21 protein-coding genes are annotated in these 23713 nt (G+C 37.6%); 8 read left to right on the top strand and 13 right to left on the bottom strand.

All coding sequences use genetic code 11. From position 1 onward, the window contains the following. Positions 1 to 199 precede the first annotated feature (199 nt). Positions 200 to 1672 carry a gluconokinase gene (locus tag M1D60_RS17845; RefSeq protein ID WP_456276181.1) on the top strand — a complete coding sequence of 491 codons (1473 nt, stop codon included), beginning with the start codon at positions 200 to 202 and terminating at the stop codon, positions 1670 to 1672. Between the two features lie 255 nt (positions 1673 to 1927). Here the strand turns inward: M1D60_RS17845 and M1D60_RS17850 are convergent, their stop codons facing one another. Next, a complete protein-coding gene (locus tag M1D60_RS17850) occupies positions 1928 to 2647 on the bottom strand; it encodes a Crp/Fnr family transcriptional regulator (protein ID WP_456276182.1) in 720 nt (239 codons plus the stop codon). A gap of 228 nt (positions 2648 to 2875) precedes the next feature. On the opposite strand from M1D60_RS17850, the gene mobA reads away from it, so the two are divergent. Next, positions 2876 to 3487, top strand: a complete 612-nt coding sequence (gene mobA, locus M1D60_RS17855) for a molybdenum cofactor guanylyltransferase (protein ID WP_456276183.1) — start codon at positions 2876 to 2878, stop codon at positions 3485 to 3487. A gap of 192 nt (positions 3488 to 3679) precedes the next feature. Here the strand turns inward: mobA and M1D60_RS17860 are convergent, their stop codons facing one another. From M1D60_RS17860 to M1D60_RS17875, 4 genes are read right to left on the bottom strand one after another with little or no spacing between them, the layout of a single operon-like run. After that, a complete protein-coding gene (locus tag M1D60_RS17860) occupies positions 3680 to 4738 on the bottom strand; it encodes a PAS domain-containing sensor histidine kinase (RefSeq protein WP_456276184.1) in 1059 nt (352 codons plus the stop codon). A 12-nt stretch (positions 4739 to 4750) separates the two neighbouring features. Continuing rightward, the gene (locus M1D60_RS17865) at positions 4751 to 5200 is read right to left on the bottom strand and encodes a GAF domain-containing protein (RefSeq protein ID WP_456276185.1); all 450 of its coding nucleotides are present in this window, start codon (positions 5198 to 5200) and stop codon (positions 4751 to 4753) included. A gap of 13 nt (positions 5201 to 5213) precedes the next feature. Next, positions 5214 to 5870: a response regulator gene (locus M1D60_RS17870; protein ID WP_456276186.1), complete on the bottom strand. Its 657-nt coding sequence runs from the start codon at positions 5868 to 5870 to the stop codon at positions 5214 to 5216. Beyond that, positions 5845 to 6519 (bottom strand): sensor histidine kinase, encoded by a 675-nt coding sequence (locus tag M1D60_RS17875; protein ID WP_456276187.1) that lies wholly within the window; start codon positions 6517 to 6519, stop codon positions 5845 to 5847. Before M1D60_RS17875 ends, M1D60_RS17870 begins: the two co-directional genes overlap by 26 nt. Before the next feature lie 256 nt (positions 6520 to 6775). Between M1D60_RS17875 and M1D60_RS17880 the strand changes: the two genes are divergently transcribed. The 5 genes from M1D60_RS17880 to M1D60_RS17900 all read left to right on the top strand — a co-directional run bounded on the left by M1D60_RS17880 (position 6776) and on the right by M1D60_RS17900 (position 12900). Continuing rightward, positions 6776 to 8476 carry a methyl-accepting chemotaxis protein gene (locus tag M1D60_RS17880; RefSeq protein WP_456276188.1) on the top strand — a complete coding sequence of 567 codons (1701 nt, stop codon included), beginning with the start codon at positions 6776 to 6778 and terminating at the stop codon, positions 8474 to 8476. 232 nt (positions 8477 to 8708) lie between these two features. Next, on the top strand, positions 8709 to 8834 hold the full coding sequence (locus tag M1D60_RS17885; RefSeq protein WP_456276189.1) for a cytochrome C oxidase subunit II: 126 nt from the start codon (positions 8709 to 8711) through the stop codon (positions 8832 to 8834). A gap of 24 nt (positions 8835 to 8858) precedes the next feature. After that, positions 8859 to 9332 (top strand): cytochrome c oxidase subunit II, encoded by a 474-nt coding sequence (locus M1D60_RS17890; RefSeq protein WP_456276190.1) that lies wholly within the window; start codon positions 8859 to 8861, stop codon positions 9330 to 9332. Further along, entirely contained in the window at positions 9329 to 10990 is a 1662-nt protein-coding gene (locus tag M1D60_RS17895) for a b(o/a)3-type cytochrome-c oxidase subunit 1 (protein WP_456276191.1), read from the top strand. The genes M1D60_RS17890 and M1D60_RS17895 overlap by 4 nt, the downstream gene beginning before the upstream one ends. A 293-nt stretch (positions 10991 to 11283) precedes the next feature. Then, complete coding sequence (locus tag M1D60_RS17900; protein WP_456279483.1) at positions 11284 to 12900, top strand: Na/Pi cotransporter family protein; 1617 nt, start codon at positions 11284 to 11286, stop codon at positions 12898 to 12900. A 60-nt stretch (positions 12901 to 12960) separates the two neighbouring features. Here M1D60_RS17900 and M1D60_RS17905 read toward each other — a convergent pair whose 3' ends face one another. From M1D60_RS17905 to M1D60_RS17940, 8 genes are all read right to left on the bottom strand, one after another. Further along, entirely contained in the window at positions 12961 to 13482 is a 522-nt protein-coding gene (locus tag M1D60_RS17905) for a hypothetical protein (protein WP_456276192.1), read from the bottom strand. A gap of 189 nt (positions 13483 to 13671) precedes the next feature. Beyond that, positions 13672 to 14559: a R2-like ligand-binding oxidase gene (locus M1D60_RS17910; protein WP_456279484.1), complete on the bottom strand. Its 888-nt coding sequence runs from the start codon at positions 14557 to 14559 to the stop codon at positions 13672 to 13674. A gap of 656 nt (positions 14560 to 15215) precedes the next feature. Continuing rightward, complete coding sequence (locus tag M1D60_RS17915; protein WP_456276193.1) at positions 15216 to 16496, bottom strand: MFS transporter; 1281 nt, start codon at positions 16494 to 16496, stop codon at positions 15216 to 15218. 317 nt (positions 16497 to 16813) lie between these two features. Further along, the gene (locus M1D60_RS17920; protein ID WP_456276194.1) at positions 16814 to 17080 is read right to left on the bottom strand and encodes a phosphocarrier protein HPr; all 267 of its coding nucleotides are present in this window, start codon (positions 17078 to 17080) and stop codon (positions 16814 to 16816) included. Positions 17081 to 17135: 55 nt separating this feature from the next. Continuing rightward, positions 17136 to 18272 carry a mannitol-1-phosphate 5-dehydrogenase gene (locus M1D60_RS17925; protein WP_456276195.1) on the bottom strand — a complete coding sequence of 379 codons (1137 nt, stop codon included), beginning with the start codon at positions 18270 to 18272 and terminating at the stop codon, positions 17136 to 17138. After that, complete coding sequence (locus M1D60_RS17930; RefSeq protein ID WP_456276196.1) at positions 18273 to 18710, bottom strand: PTS sugar transporter subunit IIA; 438 nt, start codon at positions 18708 to 18710, stop codon at positions 18273 to 18275. It abuts the gene before it with no gap. A gap of 12 nt (positions 18711 to 18722) precedes the next feature. Next, entirely contained in the window at positions 18723 to 20819 is a 2097-nt protein-coding gene (locus tag M1D60_RS17935; RefSeq protein ID WP_456276197.1) for a BglG family transcription antiterminator, read from the bottom strand. A gap of 268 nt (positions 20820 to 21087) precedes the next feature. Then, positions 21088 to 22512 (bottom strand): PTS mannitol transporter subunit IICB, encoded by a 1425-nt coding sequence (locus M1D60_RS17940; protein ID WP_456276198.1) that lies wholly within the window; start codon positions 22510 to 22512, stop codon positions 21088 to 21090. 278 nt (positions 22513 to 22790) lie between these two features. Here M1D60_RS17940 and M1D60_RS17945 point away from each other — a divergent pair, with 278 nt between their 5' ends. Continuing rightward, positions 22791 to 23582: an HAD family hydrolase gene (locus M1D60_RS17945; protein ID WP_456276199.1), complete on the top strand. Its 792-nt coding sequence runs from the start codon at positions 22791 to 22793 to the stop codon at positions 23580 to 23582. Positions 23583 to 23713 lie beyond the last annotated feature (131 nt).

Consider the following 23713-nt stretch of genomic DNA (forward strand, 5'->3'; position numbering starts at 1 on the left):
AAGGACACGAGACTCCTGCTAGGAAAAAGGAAAGAGCTTTTTCTCGGGAGAAGCGTGGTGAGGGAGACCCCGCAGGAGTGAGCGCCGAGGAGGCTCCCGAACCCACCCGCGGAAAGCGAGTGTCCTGGAACGGAAATCAACAACAAACTTTAATAGGACTATTAAGTAAAATATAAACAAGTTAGTAGGTGTAAAGCAGTTGACGAAATCAATTATAATTGGACTTGATATCGGAACAACAAGCGTAAAAGCAGTTGCGTTTAACATATTAGGACGAGTCATAGATGAAAAGGAAGTTGAATATCCTTTACATACTCCAAGCCCCGGATATGCCGAGCAGGACCCTCTTGAAATTGAACAGGCATCCTTTAATGTAATCCGGACATTATTTGAATCTGGGAAGTTTCAGGCTACTGAGGTACTGGCATTTGGTTTATCGGCAGCCATGCACTCGTTAATATGTATGGACAAAGAGGGACAACCCCTTTCTGCCTCTATTACATGGGCTGATGGCCGGGCTTCACTCCAGGCAGACCAATTAAAGGAAACTAATAGTTTCATCTATCAGTTTACAGGAACCCCAATTCACCCTATGTCACCACTCGTAAAATTAAGGTGGATGAAAGACAATAAGTTCCCTCCCTATCTGGCTGCTGATTACTATGTATCAATTAAGGAATTCCTTTTATACCGATGGTTCGGTACTATGGTTGTTGATTATGCAATCGCATCAGCTACAGGTTTACTAGATTTAGAAACCTTGACATGGCATCAGGATGCACTAGAACTTGCCGGAATTTCCGAGAGCAAATTGTTTAAGCCCGTATCTCCTGAAACCGTACTAACTGGAATCGATAAACAAACAGCTGGACTTATGGGTATACCAGTAGATATTCCGTTCGTCATTGGAGCAAGCGATGGTCCGCTTGCCAACTTAGGAGTTGGAGCCATTAATCCTGGTGAAGTTGCCATTACCATTGGTACAAGCGGTGCCATAAGACAACTTATTTCGAGTCCTAAGACAGACCCGTCACAGCAAACGTTTTGTTATGCCTTAACGGAGAAGCTCTCACTAATCGGTGGGCCGACTAACAACGGTGGAATTGTACTCAGATGGATAAAAGAAACACTTTCTAGTACCGAAAGCTATGAAGAACTTACAGCTTTAGCTGCAAAAGTAGAGCCAGGTGCAGACGGATTATTATTTTTACCTTATTTAAATGGAGAAAGAGCTCCCATGTGGAATGCCAAGATGAGAGGTAACTTATTTGGATTATCGATCCACCATAAAAAGGAACATATCATTCGGGCTGGGCTCGAAGGGGTTATCTATAGTGTCTACCATGTGGGAAAGGCCTTGGAACGGATTGCAGGTAAACCTACTAACCTTCTTGCTAGTGGTGGTTTTGCAAGATCTCCGTTGTGGCTTCAACTTACAGCTGATGTCTTTAATCAGGAAGTACAAGTTCCCATAAGTCATCAAAGCTCTGCATGGGGGGCTGCATGGATGGCTCTATATGGGATTGGTGAAGTAGATAGTCTGGCAGAAATTAAATCATTCATACCTATGCAAAAGCATTTTACACCTAATCCTCATAACCACAAAATATATAAAGAAATGTTTAATCAATATGAAGAGTTATCCAAAACAATTAATAAATTTTATCTATAAACTCTTCTTAAATAGTTAACAAGAAAGGGGGGCCTCCTACATAAATTGATGGTAGGAGCCCGTATTTGTTATAGTCTCTTATATATTTCTTTATCTTAAAGTGATTTTAGTAACCAATCACAAAAATGCTCAGAGTATTGTGTTCTCTAAGCATTTTATACTCTAAACTGAGTCATTCCTCATTATTGATATAGATATTACTAAGGTGGTACTAGATTCATTACTAGGTTTTTTACGCCAAAGAGTAACCTTACATTACAAACGACAGATTTCTTTCGGACATCCTTCACAATGACAAATACTTTTCAAGTAATCTAAATCATAAATAACGAGATAACCATTATCGACATCGATGATTTCTTCCTTTCGTAATTGAGATATCATTCGATTCACTGTTTCTCTTGTTGCGCCAATTAAACATCCGATATCAGTATTGGTGAACTTCTCGGTAATCTTAATAGTTTTACCTTCCATTTCCCCGAAGGTATTAGACATTCTGATTAGAGTAGACGCCAATGCCCCATTTTTCCCGAAGAATAAAATGTCACGAAGCTTTACATGAATTAGGCGCTGCATAAAGCCCATCCATCTTGTAAACTCGACTGGAAAGCTACCATCTCTCCATAGCAATACCTCTAAATCACTTTGTTGAATGACTCCGATTTCACAATCATTGACAGCCACTGCACTAAATGAACACGTACTCTTAATAAAGGTATCAAACTCCCCGAACATATCGCCTTGCCCAAAATAGTAGAACGATAAATCCTTACCATCGTCTGTCATCTTAGTTAACTTAACAATTCCCTTTTTCACATAGTACAATTTGTCAGAAGGATCGCCTTCCCAAAATAGATTAGAACCAGTTGAAACTTTATAATCATACATAATATCTTCTATTTTATTAAAATTTTCTACAGAAAAAATTTGTGTATTTTGAACATGGTCACCATGTGTCATATTTACATTCATCATTTATCATCACCTGTTTTCTTAGGTTTTTCTTCTTATCCTCATTATAAAATCAATCATCTTTCTTTTTAATCAGGGAATCCCCCCAAAAGGATAGGAATAAAACCTTATTTATTTTGAAAATCAACAGGGTGTGATGAATGTAACAGCAAGCTCTCTTTTTTCGGGATATAGTTTGAGAAAGGATAGCAATCCGATTTAATCAAAAAGGAAGTTGAAGGAAGTGGTCGTATGTTAACGGGAGTGATCTTAGCTGGCGGAAAGAAGGATACGATAAAGGGAACATTAAAATCCTTTTTACCCTTAAAAGGAGAAAGAATCATTGATTACCAGATTAACGAAATGAAGAAAATTTGTTCTGAAATCATGATTGTGACAGCTACCCCTATGCCATATCTTGCTGCAGTTCCTTCTGATATTAGAATTTTAACCGACTTTTATAAAGGAAAAGGTGTATTGGGTGGGATGTATTCAGCCCTATCCTTATCCAAAAATCCATACTTTTGGATTGTTGGATGTGGTATGCCTTATATCTCAAGTAAGGCTGCTATGTTTATGTTATCAAAGCTTGAAAAAACAAATGGTGTATCTGTTATGGTCAATAGCGAAGTAGGACCCGAGCCTTTACATGGAATTTATAGTCAAACACTCCTACCAAAGCTACAGGGATTTGACTGGAGCCATGATAGAGTAACTGATTTCTTATATCCTGATGTATATCTTGAACTAGCAAAAGGTGAATTTCATCAAAGGAATATTACTTCGCCTTTCCTGTTTTCGATTAAAGATGAGCAAGAGCTAGAGGCTTTATGTACTGGGAATCGAGGGTATCTTACTAGTTAGAGCTTGGCTAACACAAAGCATGGTAGCTAGGCGTTAGCTATGTTTTTTTTGAAGGGGTCATCAAAAGCAACAAAGTTTTAGAAAAAAGCCTTAGGTATAGAGGAATTATAAAAGGTTAGTCAACTTCTTTAAGAAATTAGCTAACCTTCCTTTTTACAGTCAATCTATTATGGTTTCTTCACATTAGGTGTTTTATTCGTTGCTATGATCAATAGGGATATGTAAGATGATCGAAGTACCTTTCCCTTTGTCAGAGTGAATATGTAACTGTGCTCCGATTGATTTTGCGCGTTCCTCCATACTAAATAAGCCAATACCTTTTCGATTGTTGGTATTGAAGCCATTACCCGAATCCTTAATACTAACCTCTAACCCATTTTCGTTTTCCATGATTTCTACATAGGCATTAGAAACACCTGCATATTTTCTGATGTTAGTTAAAGACTCCTGAATAATTCGATAGATGGTCGTCTCTATTTCATGACTTAACCTTCTTTTTAATGTACATTCAAATTGTACACTAATTCCAAAGTGGCTGGAAAAACGATTAATAAATGACCTACTTGCTGGAACCAACCCTAAATCGTCAAGTACGGAAGGTCTAAGCTCCCATGAAATATTTCTTATTTCTTCAATTAGTTGAGTTGTTTCATCATGCATTTGATCTAATAGTGGGTGCTCCAATTCATTCTTTAAGCGGCTGATTCCAATTAATAAGCTATATAAGTTCTGTCCAACCCCATCATGAAGTTCTCTAGATAGACGTTTCCTCTCCTCTTCCTGTAAACCGATCATTTTTGTCATCATATTCTTTAACTCTTCTTCCACCCTTTTTCTTTCCGTAACTTCATATCTGATTGACAAGAATTGATAAGGCTTTCCTGCTTCAGTTAAAAAAGGAACAATTGTCGTATCTACCCAGTAAAACAAGCCTTCTTTCGTTTTATTTTTAATTTCACCTTTCCACACATGACCACTTAAAATGGTCTCCCATAAGCTTCGAAAGAATTCCTTTGAGTGATAGCCTGAGTTGATTAACCGATGCGTTTTTCCAATTAATTCAGATCGCTGAAACTTAGAGACTTCACAGAACTTATCGTTTACATAGGTTATAACACCTTTTTCATCGGTGATCGCAACAATTGCCGACACATCTAGTGCAAATTTCAAATCGGATAATTCATCTATTGAGCCAGAAACACCCTTCTGTTCAGAAGAGCGATGATTATACAAATCAAGCCTTTTATCCATCCCAATCCCTCCTCAAGCTTTGGATGAGTTTACCGCTAGCTCTAAACTTCTAATTGAATCTTTTATTTTATCTTGTTGTAATGCTAATCCTTCCTGATGGGTTCGAAATCCGAATAAAAGGACTCCCCAGATTTCATGGTGAACAGTAATCGGGTAGGCTATGGCATACTCAAGCTTTTCTGCCAGAATAATGGGATACTCCATTGCATCTTCTTCACTAGAATGTGTGTAGGTAATCGGACTCCCTGTTTGAAAGACTCTACCTGCCATTCCTTTTCCAAATCGAATCGTCATCCTTTTCCATTTACTACTCTGATTGCCGAATACATATCTCCAACGAATCTCTTTTTGGTCCTTGCCATAGCAGGCTAATCCCATAAAATCACTATTTATAGTTTGATGAATCTCTTGGCATACATACATAATTTCTTCAATCTGACCTAAAGGAGCCATCATCATCACTCAATTCTATTCTTTATAGACCATAGCTTAAAAGGCCTTTTTTTACTGCATATTCAACCAATTCTGGTCTGGTTTTAAGCTTTAGCTTTTCCATCAAATTGGCTTTATGAGTTTCAACGGTCTTTACACTTATAATGAGCTGTTCTGCAATTTCTTTATTGGAAAACCCTTTGGCAATAAGCGTTAATACCTCTTTTTCTCGATCGGATAATAATGAATAGGTATCACTATTTCCGCCGTTTCTTAGGTTCTCAACATATTCCTCCATCAGCTTTTTGGTTGCATTCGGATATAAATAAGCTGATCCCTCATATACAACTTGGATTGCTTTTAATAATTCATCATGTGGAGCACTCTTTAATATACATCCGGACGCCCCGGTTTTAATGGCTCTAAATAAATACTCCTCATCATCATGCATCGTTAAGATTAAGATATTGATTTTTGGAAGAAGCTGTTTGATCTCTGCAGTTGCTAACAGCCCATCCTTCCCATGTGGCATGCTTAAGTCCATTAGAATAACATCGGGATTTAATTCCTGAGCCTTTTGAATAGCCTCGTTTCCTTCCGTCGCTTCTCCAACAACCTCCATATCAGTCACTGAGTTTAGCAGCATTTTTAATCCTGTCCTTACTACTGCATGGTCATCCACTAATAGAATCTTGATCACGCCTATTCACCTCAATTGGATATGGAACATCAATCGTTAAGACGATTTCCATTGGATTGATTACTCTTTGTTTCACTTCACCTTGTATTAGCTGTGCTTTTGCTTTTACCTTTACAGTCTCAACTTCTAAGTTCACTATTTCCTCATTTAATCCTTTAATATGGAAGGAAATAATTAGATTCTTGAGATCCCAGTCGAAAATAATCGTTATTTCTTCTGTTTCTGGATACTGACCTAGAATTTTTAGGATTTCCTGACAGTTTCTAAATAACAGCTTTTCTGTAAAATCAGTTAATCTGACTTCCTGTCCAACTGAATGAACAAGCACCTCGATCCCAAACGTTTTGATAAAGATGTTTACATACGCCTTTAAAGCTGAATAAACACCATACACATCCATAGAAGGAGGATGTAAATCAGTAGCCAGCCATCGTAGGTCATCGATCGACCTTTCAATCATTCGGGCCATCTGCTTCAATTGCTTTCCCACTTCTTCATCTTTACTTTTTGCTTCTATAAATTGTAACCCAGTATAAACACTATATAAAGTCTGGGCAATTCCTTCATGTAGTTCATTTGAAATTCGCTTACTATCGCTTTCAAAAGAGTTAATGACCTCTGATAAAGTTTGAACGTTTATGTTTGTCATGAGTTCTCTCTCCACATTTTAATTTCAATCATACTTCTTACTTTATAATATTTTTTGGAAATTAGTTATCAGGGAATACACCCATTTTACGAGGGAGAATCCCTTATCTCTATTTTCTAAGAAGAGTAACTTGGTAAGCTGTGATATTTATCACAGTTCGTCCTACATGTCTCAGTTATTCTTTATATATACATTTTATAGCGACAGTGTACGTCCTCATCCTCCTGTCCTATAAAAACGAAGAGGGGTATTTTAAATGAAGAGAACGTTAACGTGGCAGTTAGGTCGGATTATTATTGGTGTGATCTTTGCATCTCTTTTAATCACATCAATCGCTACTTACCATACAGCTTATGACAAGATTTACGAAGCTGCCGGAGTCGAAGCATATGGATGTGCTTACATAACAACCGGCCTCCTTAATCCCACTGAGATTGATAAAATGCTAGATGGCAACCTCGAAATTAGTGAAAAAATTGGTAGTTCCTTAAACTGGACGACTGCCCATAAAGATATTTTTGAAGCTCAGTATATCATTAATACGGAAGGAAAAATCTTAGCATTAGATGATAACCTAAAGGCCTCAGGTTTTAAGATTGGAGACTCTTTTAAGATTGATGAGAAAGCTATTTCTATGTTGATTGAAATGAAGCACCCTACCTACTCTAAAATATATGAATTCGGTGGGATCAATCGTTTATCTGGTTATGCACCTATTTATAAAGATCAAGATTCTTCAAAAGAGGTTATAGCCATCAGCGTAATTGATTTTAATGCAGATATCGTTCAAGAACGCACGTGGGATGTTGTAAGTGGTGGACTACTCCTTGGACTGATTCCTATGATCATTGCATCCATCTTCACGATTTTCTTATTAAGAAAGAAAACAAAACCTATTTCAAATCTAATCCAACACGCAAAGGAAGTGGCCTCAGGTAATTTAGCCGTTCCAAGACTTCAAGTAACAAGCAAGGATGAAGTGGGGGATTTGGCCGAGACCTTAAATACGATGACCGATAATCTGGTCGAGATTGTCACGGTTTTAAAAACAAGTACGGACCAACTAACTAGAAATGCAGAAACGTCATCCCTTTCTTTACAAGAGATGAATACAGCGATTCAACAAGTTTCACATAGTATGAGTGAAGTGGCTATTGATACCGCACGTGGAACAGAAGAGGCAGTTGATGCAGTTGGAACTCTACGTCAACTTGCGAACTCGATTATTGCAACGAATAAATTAGCGGATACAAATGTATCTGCTTCCACAATCACCCTAGATACAGCAAGAGACGGTAAAACAAAAGTGATTGAAATTACAACTAAGATGGAAGGTATTAAATCTGCAACATTAGAGACTGAACAATCCATCAACCTCTTAAATACGTATACTTCAGAGATTAAGAAAATAACAGAAACGATTTACGGAATTGCTAGTCAAACCAATCTTCTTGCCCTAAATGCCTCAATTGAAGCAGCACGAGCTGGTGAACATGGAAAAGGCTTTGCTGTGGTTGCTGATGAGGTTCGGAAACTCGCAGAACAATCAAATCGTGAGGTGGCAACGGTTGAAAAGCTAGTCTCACAGATTACAGTTGGCATTGAAGAAGCCGTCTTATCCATCAATGAAAGCAGAGCCACTGTCCAAGAAGGAGAGCTTGCAGTAACTGAAACTGGAGTTGCTCTAGAAAATATTTTAAAAGAAGTTTCTAACACCGTTAAAGATATTAATAAAATAGCAGAAGTTACAACAAAGGAAGCAGCCTACTCAGAACAAACAGTTTCTCGTATTGAAAGCCTTGTTCTTTCTATAGAGAACATCGCTGCAAATTCCGAAGAGGTAGCCGCATCTGCCGAAGAAACCACAGCTTCCCTAGAGGAAATCTCAAGTAGATCAGAAGAGACCGTTATATTATCTAATACCTTAAAAGAAATTGTGCAGAAATTTAAAATCTAACTGTTAAATAGCATGCTAGGGATTTACTCCCTAGCATGTTTTTTTGGGGGGTATTGTTTTTTCAAGATACAAGGATTCGAAAACATTCTATAAAGAAAGACACAACTAATTTTACAAGACTCAAAATGGACACAACTTCAAATAAAAATAGTAGGTTGTGACCGATGTCACAGAGAGCACATCGATCCTCCTTTACAATCAAGTTAATTAGTAACAAAGGAGGTCATTGACTGTGAGTAAACCACGTCCGAGCAACAACCAGCCTAATTTAAAAGGTACCCTGATTAGCGTATTTACGATTGGTATCTTTATTTTTATCTCATGGTTTTCAGCCTATATTTTTCACTTAACACGATAAAGAAAGAAGAAGGTGACCGTTCTTATGCATTTTCATAAATATGAAAAAATTTGGTTAACATTTGGGATTTGTTCCCTCATTATATTTTTAACTGTTGTTGGTGTTGGTGCTTTTGGACATAATCATCAACCATCAGGTGGAATGGACGCTATTGATCCTGAGAAGGTCGATCAAACTCCTCCTTTTGACCAGCCAGGAGTGAAGAAATTAGCAGATGGTACCTATGAGGCAGCTATTGTTGCAATGGCATTTACGTATGAGCCTAAAGAAATAACAGTTCCAGCTGGTAGTAAAGTAGTCTTTAAAGTAACTAGTAAAGATGTGGTTCACAGTTTTTCGATTGTGGGTACGAACGTTAATATGATGGTCGTTCCGGGTCGAATCACTACAAAAGAGTATACATTTGATGAACCAGGCAATTACTTAATCCTCTGTAACGAGTACTGTGGAACAGCCCATCATTTAATGTCGACATCGATTGAGGTGGTAGAAGAATGAACTCATTAATTAGTTTATCTGAACGAAAATTAGCTCTAACTCATATTCTTGTAGCTTACTTTGCATTTCTTATCGGTACTCTTTGTGGATTATTACAAGTATTTATTCGTAATGATGCCCTTCAACTTCCACCGTGGCTTGATTATTATCAAGTGTTAACCGCGCACGGTGTCTTACTTGCTCTTGTCTTTACCACCTATTTTATATTTGGATTTTTCCAAACTGGGATGAGTAAGACATTAGGGGCATTTGGACCGAAGACAAAGCTGTTTTCATGGATTGGCTTCTATGTCATGACAGCTGGTACAATCCTTGCGATCGCGTTAATCGTAGCAGGTGAAGCATCCGTACTTTATACCTTTTATGCTCCCCTAAATGCAAATGGTTGGTATTATGTCGGATTGGCATTATTCGTTGTGGGAACTTGGATTAGTAGCTTTGCACTTGTTGGTCATTATATGGCCTGGAAAAAGAATCATAAAGGTCAGCTTAGTCCATTATTTGCTTTCATGACCATTTCTACTATTATATTGTGGATTATTGCCTGCTTAGGAGTAGTCGCAACGGTATTATTCCAATTTATTCCTCTAGCGTTTGGTTGGGTAGACACTATTAACGTGGAACTAAGTCGTTCATTATTCTGGTACTTCGGCCATCCACTTGTATATTTCTGGCTGTTACCAGCTTATATTGCTTGGTATGTCATTGTTCCGAAAATTATTGGAGGAAGAGTGTTCAGTGATTCACTTGCGAGATTATCGTTTATCCTGTTTATTTTATTCTCGATTCCAGTTGGATTTCACCATCAGCTAGTGGAGCCAGGAATTTCATCATTCTGGAAATTCCTACAAACCTCATTAACGTTCATGGTTATTATTCCGTCGTTAATGACAGCCTTCTCCATGTTTGCAACATTTGAGATTACCGGAAGACAAAAAGGCGGAAAAGGATTATTCGGTTGGTTTACCAAACTTCCTTGGAATGATATCCGCTTTACATCTATTTTTATTGCCATGGCATTTTTCATCCCTGGTGGGGCTGGCGGAATTATAAATGCTAGCTTCCAGCTAAATGAAGTCGTTCATAATACGCTCTGGGTAGTGGGTCACTTTCACATTACAGTTGGTACACCAGTAGCAATGACATTCTTTGGTTTAACCTTCTGGCTTGTACCTTACTTAACAGGACGGAAGCTAACCAAATCAATGGAAAAGCTTGCTTTTATTCAAATCATATCCTGGGCGATTGGGATGTTCTTCATGTCCACCTCTCAACACATTTTGGGATTACTAGGTGCACCAAGACGTACTGCCCTTTCTACTTATCAGGATCACCCATCAACTCTTGATTGGTTTAATGGAATTTTATCATCCCATGTCACGATGGCTGTAGGAGGAACGATTTTATTCCTATCTGCCATGCTGCTTATCTTCTTTGTCCTTCAAGCGTTATTTATTTTACCTAAGGCAAAGAGTGACGAGGATGCAACAGAATTTCCAATTGCTGAAAGTGACGTTGAAAATACACCAAAGTTTTTAGAAAATTGGGGAATCTGGATTGTGGTGGCACTCGTATTGATTGCAATTGCCTACTATATCCCACTCTCTGAGATGATTCAGCATGCACCACCTGGTTCAAAAGGATTTCAAACTTGGTAGGAGATGATCAGAATGTTCACAGCGGTTTTTGCCATGATTATCGTTTGTACAATTGGAATTGTCATTGCTGTCGATCTTGATGGTTCAAATGAAGAAATATAACAACTTTTGGTTACACTAAAACAAGAGTCCTATAATAGGCTCTTGTTTTTTTATTTTATCTACAATGTAAATTTATTGTAAAGATTAAGTGAATTTTATTTACAATCACTACATATTTTATTTACAATCAAAAAGGTGCTCAAAATTTGTCGAAATCAGGAGTGGAACTTTTGGATATTAATACTCAGACCATGCTTTTTCAGTTTTTTGGTGGACTTGGAATTTTCCTATTTGGAATCAAGTACATGGGGGACGGACTTCAAAATGCTGCAGGTGACCGCTTACGTGAGATTTTAGAAAAGTCGACTTCCAATCCTTTTATGGGAGTACTATCTGGAATCCTTGTCACAATCCTTATTCAATCTAGCTCGGGAACTACAGCCTTAACTGTTGGACTTGTAAATGCCGGATTTATGACCTTCCGTCAAGCAATTGGGGTTATAATGGGAGCAAATATTGGAACTACTGTAACAGCTTTTATCATCGGGATTAAAGTTGGGGAATATGCCCTTCCTATTATGGCGGTTGGAGCAATACTATTGTTCTTCTTAAAAGGGAAAAAACTACAATCTTTGGGACAAGTACTCTTCGGATTTGGAGCTCTTTTCTTAGGTTTAGGTTTAATGAGTGACGGAATGAAGCCTCTACGATCACTTGAAGTATTCAGGGAATTAACGGTTACTATGAGTGATAACCCTCTTTTAGGTGTTGTTATTGGAACAGCATTTACCGTTTTAGTTCAAAGCTCTAGTGCCACTATTGGTATACTTCAGGAGTTATTTGGTGAAGGAGCGATGACCCTTCAAGCTGCATTACCAGTTTTGTTTGGAGATAATATTGGAACGACAATAACGGCTGTTTTAGCATCAATTGGTACCTCTGTAGCGGCTAGAAGAGCTGCAACGGTCCATGTCATGTTTAATATTATTGGTACTGTCATCTTTTTAATTATTTTGAAATTGTATACGGGCTTTATAGCTTACCTCCAAGGGGCCTTAGACCTTAATCCGGAAATGACCATTGCATTTGCACACGGTATCTTTAATGTTTCGAATACCGTTATTCAATTCCCGTTTATTGCAGCAATTGCCTGGATCGTAACCAAGTTGGTTCGCGGAGATGACACGACGATTGATTATAAGCCAAAAAACCTAGACCCAATGTTTATTGATAAATCACCTTCCATTGCTTTAGGACAAGCCGAAAAGGAAATTATCCGTATGGCTGAACTAGCAGGAAAGGGTTTAGAAGAAGCTTTTCAATTTCTTAACACGAACCAAAAGAAGCATGCTGACCTAGCCCTTCAAATTGAAGAGGCGCTAAACAGTTTAGACCGTAAGATTACCAGCTATTTAGTTGATATTTCTGCAAAGCCATTAACAACTGAAGAAACAGGTGATCATGCGAAACTTCTAGACTATGTTAGAGATTTAGAACGTGTTGGTGACCATGTTGAAAACATCGTCGAGTTAATTGATTATCGTATTTCTAACCGAGTTTCATTATCGGATAACGCGATTGCAGAGCTTAATGAAATGGCTACTCTTACCTTATCCACATTAAATGATGCAATCAAGGCAATCGAAACGCTAGATATCGAGCTTGCTAAGAGTGTGTTAACAAATGAAGATAAAATTGACAAGATGGAACGCGTATTACGTAAAGGGCATATCCTAAGACTTAATGAAGGTCGTTGTTCAGGGGATGCTGGAATCATATTCGTTGATATCGTTAGTAACTTAGAAAGAATTGGTGACCACGCAGTTAACCTTGCTGAAGGTGTAATTGGGGTTAGACATCAAAATTAATAAGTACCTGTTTCGTTTAATATATACGAAAGGTCAACCCTATTCCGGGTTGACCTTTTATTATCTATAAGGACGAATCCACTCGGCATACCCTTTTACAGAGTCTAATGTAAATCCATGCTTAGTGAGAAAATGTTCCACTCTTTCCTCTGATTCCGGCTCATTAATGCTGACCACTACTTTTTTTACTCTTAAGTTATGAGCGATTTCCTGTAAATAGTTGATACAAATGGAACCATAGCCTTGATTAATAGCATCTCCCTTAATCCCATCAATTCGAAGATTGTTATCCGCTTCATTGTAGGTCGCAAATGCTGCAAAATCGTATTCCTCATACCATTTTGTCTGACAATCCTTAATATACACATTTCTGGAAGTTTGATCTGCATCTGTATATATAATAATGGGCTCCCCTAACTTATCCTTTTCAAGCGAGAAGATGCGATAGTTTAATTCAATTAATTTATTTACATTATATTGTAGCGTATCTATTTTTTTTTCTAACTGGTCGTTTTGGCTTTCTATATCATCAGCTCTTCGTTTTAAGGACATTTCATATTGCTTTCTTTTTGTAAATAACATGATGAAAAACACCCCCATGAAAGTCATACAGTTTAAATACCCTTTTATTTATATAGAGGAATCGTTCAGAATATGATTGATAATTATTAATTTTTTTGTGAAAGTGTACTTAAAGAATTGCACGAATGACTGTTTCACCAGGCATAATGAGAAAAAACTGTTTGTGCCATTGACACAAACAGTCCTTTTTTACACGATTCCCAATTCACTCTCGGGTTGCTTATAGATCTCTTCCATTCTCTTGCCTTTAGATCTAGCTAGAATCTCCATTCTTACGGAGAGCTGCTTCATCGTAAAGTTCATCGTATCCTCAAAATCGACCTGGAACGGCGAATCTTCTGTCATACCTTCATGATTTAACTTAATCGCAAGTGGTGTTAAATCCTCCATTTTATTAGCAACTACCTCAAAGATATGTGGTTGTTCACTAATTAGTCGCTGTAATAAGAAGGTACCGTAAGCAATATGACGTCCCTCATCCTTCTTCAGAAGGCCTATTCCCTTTAATAAGCCCGGCATAGCCCCTGTCCTTTCTAAGGATTGATAAAAGGAATAATATCCAGTCTCAGCCAATACACCCTCGACAAACATATTATAAACCGTAGATGCCTCCGCTAAAGCTTCTGCAGAATGATCAGTCTCAAGTCTCTCCATCGCTGTTGGTAGGATTTCATTAAAAATTGTGTTATAGGTTTCAGAATGATAACAGGATAGGTCCTCATTTTCTCCAATCGCATTTAATACACGCCGGAAGAACTCGGTATGCTTTGCTTCCTCAAATAAAAAAGTAGTCAGATACATTTCTTCTTCTAGACGCCCTTCTTTAGCAATTACCATCATTAAAGGTAGTAAATCTCTCGTAACAGCTTCTTCTCCCGCTTGAAATTGCGAAATGAGCCTTAAAATTGCTTCCCTCTGTTCACTAGTAAATGAAGCCCAATCCTTTACATCCTGAGTCAAGTCAATATCTGCTGGGTCCCATACACCAAATCGCTTTGCTTTTTGAAACAATCGAAATGGTAAAGTATCCTCTAATAGTCCTCTACTACTTGTCGTTAAGATTGTTCTTTTCTCCATCATGTAACCTCCTAAACGGATATAGACCCTTTTTTAAAAAACACCAGGATGTATAAACTAGGTATGTAAGGGTTTACATTTAATTATAGGGAAAGTAGGTTAGAATAAATATACTGAAAATGTCGGGGAGAGGAATGTCGAATACTAGCGTAATAATGGCTATAAGTTACCTATTGCCTTTGCTGCATTATAGGCGATCTTGGTTTCAATCTAACAATATAATAACGAGGCTAGATCATAAGTATTAAAGTCAGTGATAAACCCGAACTAGTAGGCGAGATTTTGATCTAACTTTCACCTACTAGTTCGGTTCTCTATTTGTTACATTCAATTAAGTTGTTGGTTTTGAATACTATTTTATAACCTAGTGGAATGGAGCGGAAGGCACTCGACTCCTGCAAGGAAAAAGGAAAGAGCTTTTTCTCCGGGAGAAGCAGGACAGGTGAGACCCCGCAGGCGAAGCCGAGGAGGCTCACCGCCCGCCCCGCGGAAAGCGAGTGCCTGAAGCGCAATGGAACAACCCTGTTTTTCCAGCTTAACTAGTTAATAAGTATGAGAAAAAACGAAAACAGTTTTTATATTTGATAGGTAGACTAATTTTAAGATTATTCGTCTTTGAGAACGGTGTATTAGGTTTTGTCCCAGCCTCTTAAGGATTACCCATTCAAAACAGGCTTTTTAGCTAAAAAAGCGGCAACTGCTGCTAATGCAGGAAAGATCATCATAATCAATAAGATTTCTTCATATCCTCCAAAAAAGTCATAAGCAATCCCAAATGGTAAAGGACCAAAGGCTGAACCAATAACCATGACCGCCATGGCTAGTCCTTTTATGCTTCCGATATAAGTTCGACCGAAAAAGTTGGGCCAAATGACATTTAAGGCAATACGCTCCACTCCTCCAACCATCCCCCAAAACACACCAAAAGCAATAGCAAGTAAAGGTGATTGCGTTACCAGCAGTAAAATAAGAAATAAAATTTGACCTACGAAGGTGACCACTAGCATATAATTTGCTTGTATTTTATCGAGGATAAATCCTGACAAGACCGTAATTGGAAAACCGACAATTGCCATCAAGCTCAAGACAGTAGCAGCAAGCGCTGGTGATAATTGATTTTCACTAAAAATGGACATTAAATGAAACGTGATGCCGGTGTTTACCATCGCCGGAATACTTACACAATAAAGTAACAACCAAAACGTTTTGGTTTTCTTAGCCTGAGCTAATGTCCAGCTTACCTCTTCCATTACATCTTCCTTATCTTCCTTCAACTTCTGCTGTTTCATTACCTTGTTATCTGGTAATAACCCAATATCCTCTGGCTTATTTCTTACAAAAAATACAGCAAGTGGGACAAACACTATTAAAAGAAGGAATCCCCAAACCCTCCAAGTGTGCTGCCAGCCCCATTGTTCAATCATCCAAAGATTCATAATCGGGAAAAGAGCCGAACTAAGAAATCCCCCTATTGCCATCATACTAAAAGCTCTTCCTCTTTTTTCAATAAACCACTGTGGAATAAGCGTATTCGGAACTAATGTCATAGAACCTTGACCAAATAAACGGATTAGAAAGAAACCAATAAATAGCATAGCCGTATTCATGACGATACTGTTCCAAAAACATGCAAGTGCAAGTGCCGATGCTACAAACACCATTGCAACCCGCTGACCATATTTATCTATGTAGCGCCCAACGACCATCATTAATAAGCCTGCAATTAAAGTTGCAACTGAATAGATCGACGAGATCGTAGAACGATTCCAACCAAAGTCTGCTAAATAATAATCAATAAATACTGCATTTGAATAGGTCTGACCTGGACCTGAAAAGAACACCCCTAAGGCTCCCATCACTACGATCACCCAACCATAATAGAAAGGTGTCTCAACCGGTTTCTGTAACATTCTCTCTTTTTGTTGCGTCGCTCCCACTCAAATTCCTCCCTTTTCATTCCCCCATTATACCATGATAAATTACGGCCGCCGTAACATTTATTCTCTCTTAATAACAAATACATCTTCAAAATAAACTATCTTACTATAATAATTATTCCTTTCTATTAAAAGTTAATTTTGTTCCACATTCATTAAACCTTGCTACAATCATAAATCTCAACGTTATTAATTGAACGTTTGTTTAATTGCAAGCTTAATAATATTATTTAAAACTATTTATTGTTATTAATCTAGCTCCCATTCTTCTTATATCAATCCATAAAAAAAAGAGCCTTTGAGCTCTTCTTTTCCCTTTATTCACCTAGTCCTTCGTTCTTTAGTGCTTCTGCTAATGCAGATAATGCTGCTTCTTCGTCTGTTCCATTCGTGATTACTTTAATCGTACTTCCACCTGGAACTCCTAGAGACATTACACCCATAATGGATTTTAGGTTAACTGTTTTCCCTTTATACTCTAATTGTACATCACTTTCAAACCCACTTGCTGTGTGGACAAGGACAGTTGCAGGTCTTGCATGTAAACCAGCTTCACTCGTAATTGTAAATTCCTTCTCAGGCATGCATAACGCTCCTTTTAAAAGATTCAATTTACATATTTATATGCACTACTATACATTATATTTCCTTTAGAATTAATTGAAGTAGTGAATGATTAGAATCTAGACCACTTATTTCTTTTAAAGCTCCTTCAACTCCGCTTTCCTTGACCTTCGCTTGCAGAGTAACGGCCTCTTCATCTTCACTAACATCATATTTTAGAGCGGCTGCAATTCCCTTTGCCAAATGAACCGGTTCACCTTCTACATACTCATAATACTGGGAAGCTGGGCTAATTAATCGATCTTTAGGTCCAAGCTTTCGAATCGGTCCTCTTGCTACTCTTGGAATTTCATCATTGATGTACGGATTCATAAATCGGCTTATAATTTTTTCAACGTACTTTAGATGCTCATTTTTGTTAAAACCATATTTCTTTATTAACACTGAACCCGATTCACTGAGTGCTCCCTTTACTACTTCAAGCACACCCTCATTTTCCATTGCATCCTTAATTGTCGCTAGCCCAGCCTGATAACCCACATAGGCTGCAACAGCATGGCCCGTATTAACGGTAAATAGCTTTCTTTCAATATAAGGAGTTAGGTCATCTACAAGTGTAACACCCTCGATCGTAGGTACCTCTCCAATCATGCTAGAACGATCGACAACCCATTCATAAAATGGCTCTACCATGACCATCAGCTTATCCTCGTTTGTTTGTAGAGGTACAATCCGGTCAACAGCCGCATTCGGAAAAGCATACAGTTCATCAAAACGAGATCGGTCCCCGTCTTGTAATTGCTCATATACCTTTTCCTTTAAGAATGCACTTCCGCCAATCATATTTTCGCATGCGATAATATTCAATGGTTGTTTTGATTGTTCAGCCCTCTTTTGAAGACCACTTGAGATTGCTTTAGAAATAATCGGTAAAATATTAGGACCTACTGCAGTAGTAACGAGGTCAGCATTAGCGATTGCCTCCACAACTTGTTCCGGATTCTCGATGCTATTGATTGCTCTCACATTACGCACAAGTAATTCATGACGATCTTCCGCTGCTAACACAACTTTGTATTCCTTTTTTTCATTAAGCAGATTCACCATTTCTGCATTTACATCTACAAAACAAACCTCATAGCCTGCCTGAGACAGAAGGCTACCAATAAAACCTCTTCCAATATTTCCAGCTCCAAAATGGACAGCTAACATTTAATTCACCTCGGAAAATAAGCCAATTATTTCTTCTGCTGAGTCTGCACCAACAATCTTTTCAATATTTTCCTCTTCTGAGCATACAATCGCAATTTGCGATAGAATATCTAGGTGCTCACCGTCTTTACCAGCAATACCGATTAATACCTTCACAATATTCCCATCTCCAAAATCAACTCCAGAAGGGACCTGGATAATTGATAATCCAGATGTATTTACAGACTTTTTCGCATCCTCTGTACCATGTGGAATCGCCACATAATTCCCCATGTATGTAGAAGTAAGTTCTTCACGCTCTAACATTTTTTCAACATATGATGCCTCAACATAACCGCCATCAACTAAAATTTGCCCAGTTGCACGAATTGCTTCCTCTTTCGTTGTAAAACTTGCATCTAATTGTATATTTTCAGCTGCTAAAATTTGTTTTGTCATCTTAAAAACTCCTCACTTTTTTTTATCATAAATTTCTTTTAATTCTGTTGCCAAAAGATTAGCGATCGCTTTTTCACTACCTGTTTCAAATTGGTTGATTACCTCTTGATCACGAATGATGAGAGAGCTTATAGCGCTTAGTATTTCTAATCCTTCCTCACTAACTTTTTTAGGAGAAAGCATCAGTAAGACAGTGCCCATGCAGACGTTCGACCCATCCATAGCTTTTACTGAAACACGTTCCTTTAGCCTAATCATTGTAAAACTTGGATCGTTTACTTGATCACTTCGAGTATGATAGAGCGCCATTGTTGTACCAGGTATTCCAAGTCCACCTAACTCTTCACGCTCAAAAAGCTCTTGAACAAGGACTTTAGCATCATGAACCTTCATACCTTCTTCAAGACTTCTGCACTTCCTCATTAAAATCTCTTTTATTGTTAGCCCTTCTGTTACTTCTTCTATGAAAAAGCTACCTAACACTTGATTGATTACCAATGAATACTGACTTATTCTCTTCATCTGAAGAAGAAAAGTCTGGTGATCAACCATGTTTCTCCCACTCTCTTGTCGTGCTGTGCGCCCTCCACTACCTTCTTGTTGTTGACCTAGTAAAAAATGCTTTACTCTGCTAATTTCATCATTTGATAACAAAGGGCTTACAACTAGGTAGTCCTTCTTAAAATCCTTAAGAGGGACGGTTGAAATAATGGCATCATATTGACTAATATCTAAATGAGATAAATCAAATAATGAAGCATTTTTTGTTTTAATCCCTGAAATTTGTTGCTCAAGCTTTGAAGATAATATTTTGGATGTACCAATTCCACTCGAGCAAACTACCAAGGTTTTCAGCTCTTTTTCCTCTTCTTTATGTAATAGAGCTGAAGCAAAATGCATCACTAGGTACCCAATTTCCTCTTTAGGAATCCGCAAATCAGGTAGAATGACCTGTACAGCATTTGAAAGCAGTAAGAACATCTCAGGATAATCCTTTTCTATTTTTCCTAATAACGGATTAGAGATTCCCATATTTTGACGAATCCGATATAACGCAGGTCTTAAATGAGCAACCAGCCCTTGAAATAGTGACAAATTTCTCGTTAAATCATAATTAATTTCATCACTTACAAAACGAATGAATTGCTGTGCGATGATGCCTACTTGGAGACTAGAATCCTCCAAAAGATCATCATGCTCATTTCGAAGCTTCGCCCCCATTAGGTGCATCGTAATATATCCAATTTCTCCTGTTGAAATCGTAAGTCGAAAAATCTCTTCAAGTCCCTTGACGATTTTCTCCGCCGCTTTGTATTCCTTAGTTGGCTTCAGACTATTCAGATACTCTTCATCAAAATTAATATCTTCCCCATGTTGTATTCGCTCAATGGCAAGTGCCAAGTGAACCACCAATCCAATATAGGAGCTATCTGCTATAGAGTATGGTAATTCATTTTTTATATCATCAATTTGCTTTTCAATAATAAGTAGCTTTTTTTTATCAACTAACCCTAACAAACGGTCAGTAATGGTATCAATAGATTGAGATGATTTCTTTTGAATATTCTCTTTGATAAACGAAAGGAGCTCGAATTCATCAATATTCTCACTAATGAGATTGCTCATTGCTTTTCGCTTAGCTGATTCCGAACCAACTACTTCTACACCATACCCTCTTTTTCTAATGAGAGAGAGCTGAAATGGAGCTAAACGTTCCTCTACTTTATTTAGGTCATTACTGATAGTCGCGATCGTCACATTCAAATCATTAGCAATTGCCAATAGCTTAATCGGTTCATGCGAGTAAAGTAACTCAGATAGGATCATCGTTTGGCGCTCTTCGGGAGTATATTCATTATGGGAAAGATTATATAGATACAGCTGGAGTTTTTCCTTCAGTTCTTTTGTACCAATAACCTGAATACCTATACCTGATTTTTTATTTAACTCCAGTCCTTGGTCTTTTACTAATTTCTCTACCCCTTTTAAATCGCGGTGGACTGTTCGCGGACTAACATCCAGTTCATCTGCCAATTCCTTTACCGTGACTTCATCGTTATTGATTAGTAAAAGCTCAAGGATTTTCCGTTCTCTTGCCGATATATACATGGAACCACTCCATCAGTCAGGTTAACATACTTAAATGATAATCAACAAAAGTTACTGCCAAAACCAAAATTACAGATTCACCTTACACTTACAATTTTAGGGGTTACATCAATTGTCTTCAATAGATAGAAGGTATAATTTCGTCATTAGACTTGTTGCCATTATTTAAATATAATTACGGAATTCTTAATTTGAATATTCCCTTCTTTGTAAAAGTAATACACGATACAAAAAAGATTGACCCGGAAAGAGTCAATCTTTTTGTTGTTTATTTAAGCTGATCAATAAGCTCATCGTATTTAGGACTATTTAAGAAATTTTCTACTGAAATGTGATGCGCAGTTGGTAATTTATCTTTAGCACGTGGTGTTAGATCCTTATGCGTAATAATGACATCAGCATCGCTTGGAATATTGCTAATTGAAGTATTGGTAATATCTAAATCCAATCCAGCCTTCTTTGCTTTATTCTTTAAGATGGATGCACCCATTGCACTAGAGCCCATTCCTGCATCACAAGCAAAGATGATTTTGTTTACATTCTTAGGATCAAATCCTTCAGATTTAGCTTCAAAGCTTCCAGCTACAGCACTCTTTTTACCCTTCATTTCTTGCATTTTTGCTGCTGCACCTGAAATATCCTCTTCTTCATCCTTCTTGCTTGCTTTTAAGATTAACGCGGCTACAGCAAATGAAACAGCTGCTGCTACTAATACTCCTAGTAATACGCCAACATGACCTCCACCTTTAGGTGTCATAGCTAATAGAGCAAAAATACTACCTGGTGATGGTGGTGCTACTAATCCAACATTAAATAATGTGAAAGTAAATACTCCACTAACTCCCCCAGCAATCGCTGCTAAAATTAATAGTGGCTTCATAAGGATATACGGGAAGTAAATTTCATGAATCCCACCAAAGAAATGGATGATGGCTGCTCCACCAGATGTTTGACGGGCAGTTCCTTTTCCAAAGACTAAGAATGCTAATAAAATTCCAAGACCTGGTCCAGGGTTTGTTTCAAGCAAGAATAAAATTGATTTTCCAGCCTCAGCTGCTTCTTTAGCCCCTAATGGACTTAAAATTCCATGATTGATTGCGTTATTTAAGAATAATACCTTTGCTGGTTCTATAAAGATATTCGCTAATGGTAATAAGCCAGCATTAACAATTACTTCTACTCCAGCTGCTAGAACATTATTCAATCCTTCTACTACAGGTCCAATTGTGTAAAATGCAATGATTGTTAATAGACCAGCTAAGATACCTGCTGAAAAGTTATTAACAAGCATTTCAAAACCTTGTCTTACTCTAGGCTGAATGACTTTATCAAATTTCTTAATTAAGTATCCTCCAAGAGGACCCATAATCATTGCGCCTAAGAACATTGGGATCGATGAACCAACGATAACCCCCATTGTTGCGGTTGCACCGACAACTCCTCCTCGCACATCATATACCATCTTACCACCTGTATAAGCAATTAATAATGGTAATAGGTACGTAATCATTGGTCCTACTAACTCAGCCAGCTCTTCATTTGGAGTCCATCCAGTTGGGATAAATAATGCTGTAATGATCCCCCAAGCAATAAAAGCTCCAATGTTCGGCATAATCATGCCGCTTAAATGACTTCCAAAGCGCTGAATCTTGACTCGAAAATCTGGCTTTTGTCCTTCATTTTGATTTGACATTTTTCATTCTCCTTTCAACTATTAAGTAGTTGTTAGTATTTACTCCTTTATAAAAACGTATTAAACATGATTTCTATAATTATCATAAGTCTGATTTAAAGCGTTTTCAATTTAAAGAAAAACGTATTTTGTCATTCACAATGTTGTCATAATTAAAAAGAGTAGCATTTCCACCTTTCATTTAAAATTCTGTAGGCTATCAATTTACCTACTCATTCTGATAAAATGGCACTATTATCATGTATTTAATAAAAATTAGATTAGAAAGGTGTTAACGAATGTCAGCCTATAAAATCGTCTTCTTAGATATTGACGGAACAATTTTACAACCTGACCACACGATTCAGGATTCTACACGGAACGCAATTAAACAATTACAGGAACAGGGAATTGAAGTTTTTTTAGCAACAGGGCGCCCCTTACATGAAATAAAGGAGTTAGGCAGGGAGTTAAATATTAGTTCGTTTATTGCATATAACGGAGCTTACGCAATTTATGAAGGCCAAGAGGTATTTAAGGAAACCATGCCAGGTCGTGACATCGATCAACTTATCGAGATAGCAAAAGCGAATGAACATCATCTCGTTTTTTACACTCATGAAAAAAATGTATTCAGTTCATTAGAAGCCGATATTGTGAAGCAATTTATTGAAACATTCCATCTAAAGCTGAATGCAGAATATGACTCTTCCATTCATGAGGACGTGTTAGGCATTACCATCATTACAGAGAAAGAAGAAGCTGTCACCCATTATCAGGATGATTTTAAAGACATTCATTTTACGATAGTAAATGTTGCAGGACTTACGAACTGCTTGGACGTCATTAGGCAACGAGTTAATAAAGGAGTGGCTGTCCAGGCTGTCTTAAAACGATTGGACATACCTGTAGAGAGTACGATTGCATTTGGTGACGGGATGAATGATAAAGAGATGTTAATGACGGTTGGCCATGGATTTGCAATGGGCAACTGCCATTCTGATCTACTTCAATATGCAAAACATAAGACAACGGATGTTGAGAATGACGGGATATTTAATGGACTTAAATCATTAGGGTTAATAAAATAACAATAGTATTAAAATTATAAAGCGGTCTTGTTCATTCCTACTTAGGAACACAAGGCCGCTATTTTTTCACCCTATTTCTATGTTAGAAATAAAAAAACATCGTTTATATTAACACCATCCCCTTTCTGGCA

The organism is Bacillus sp. AK128 (assembly GCF_053903075.1).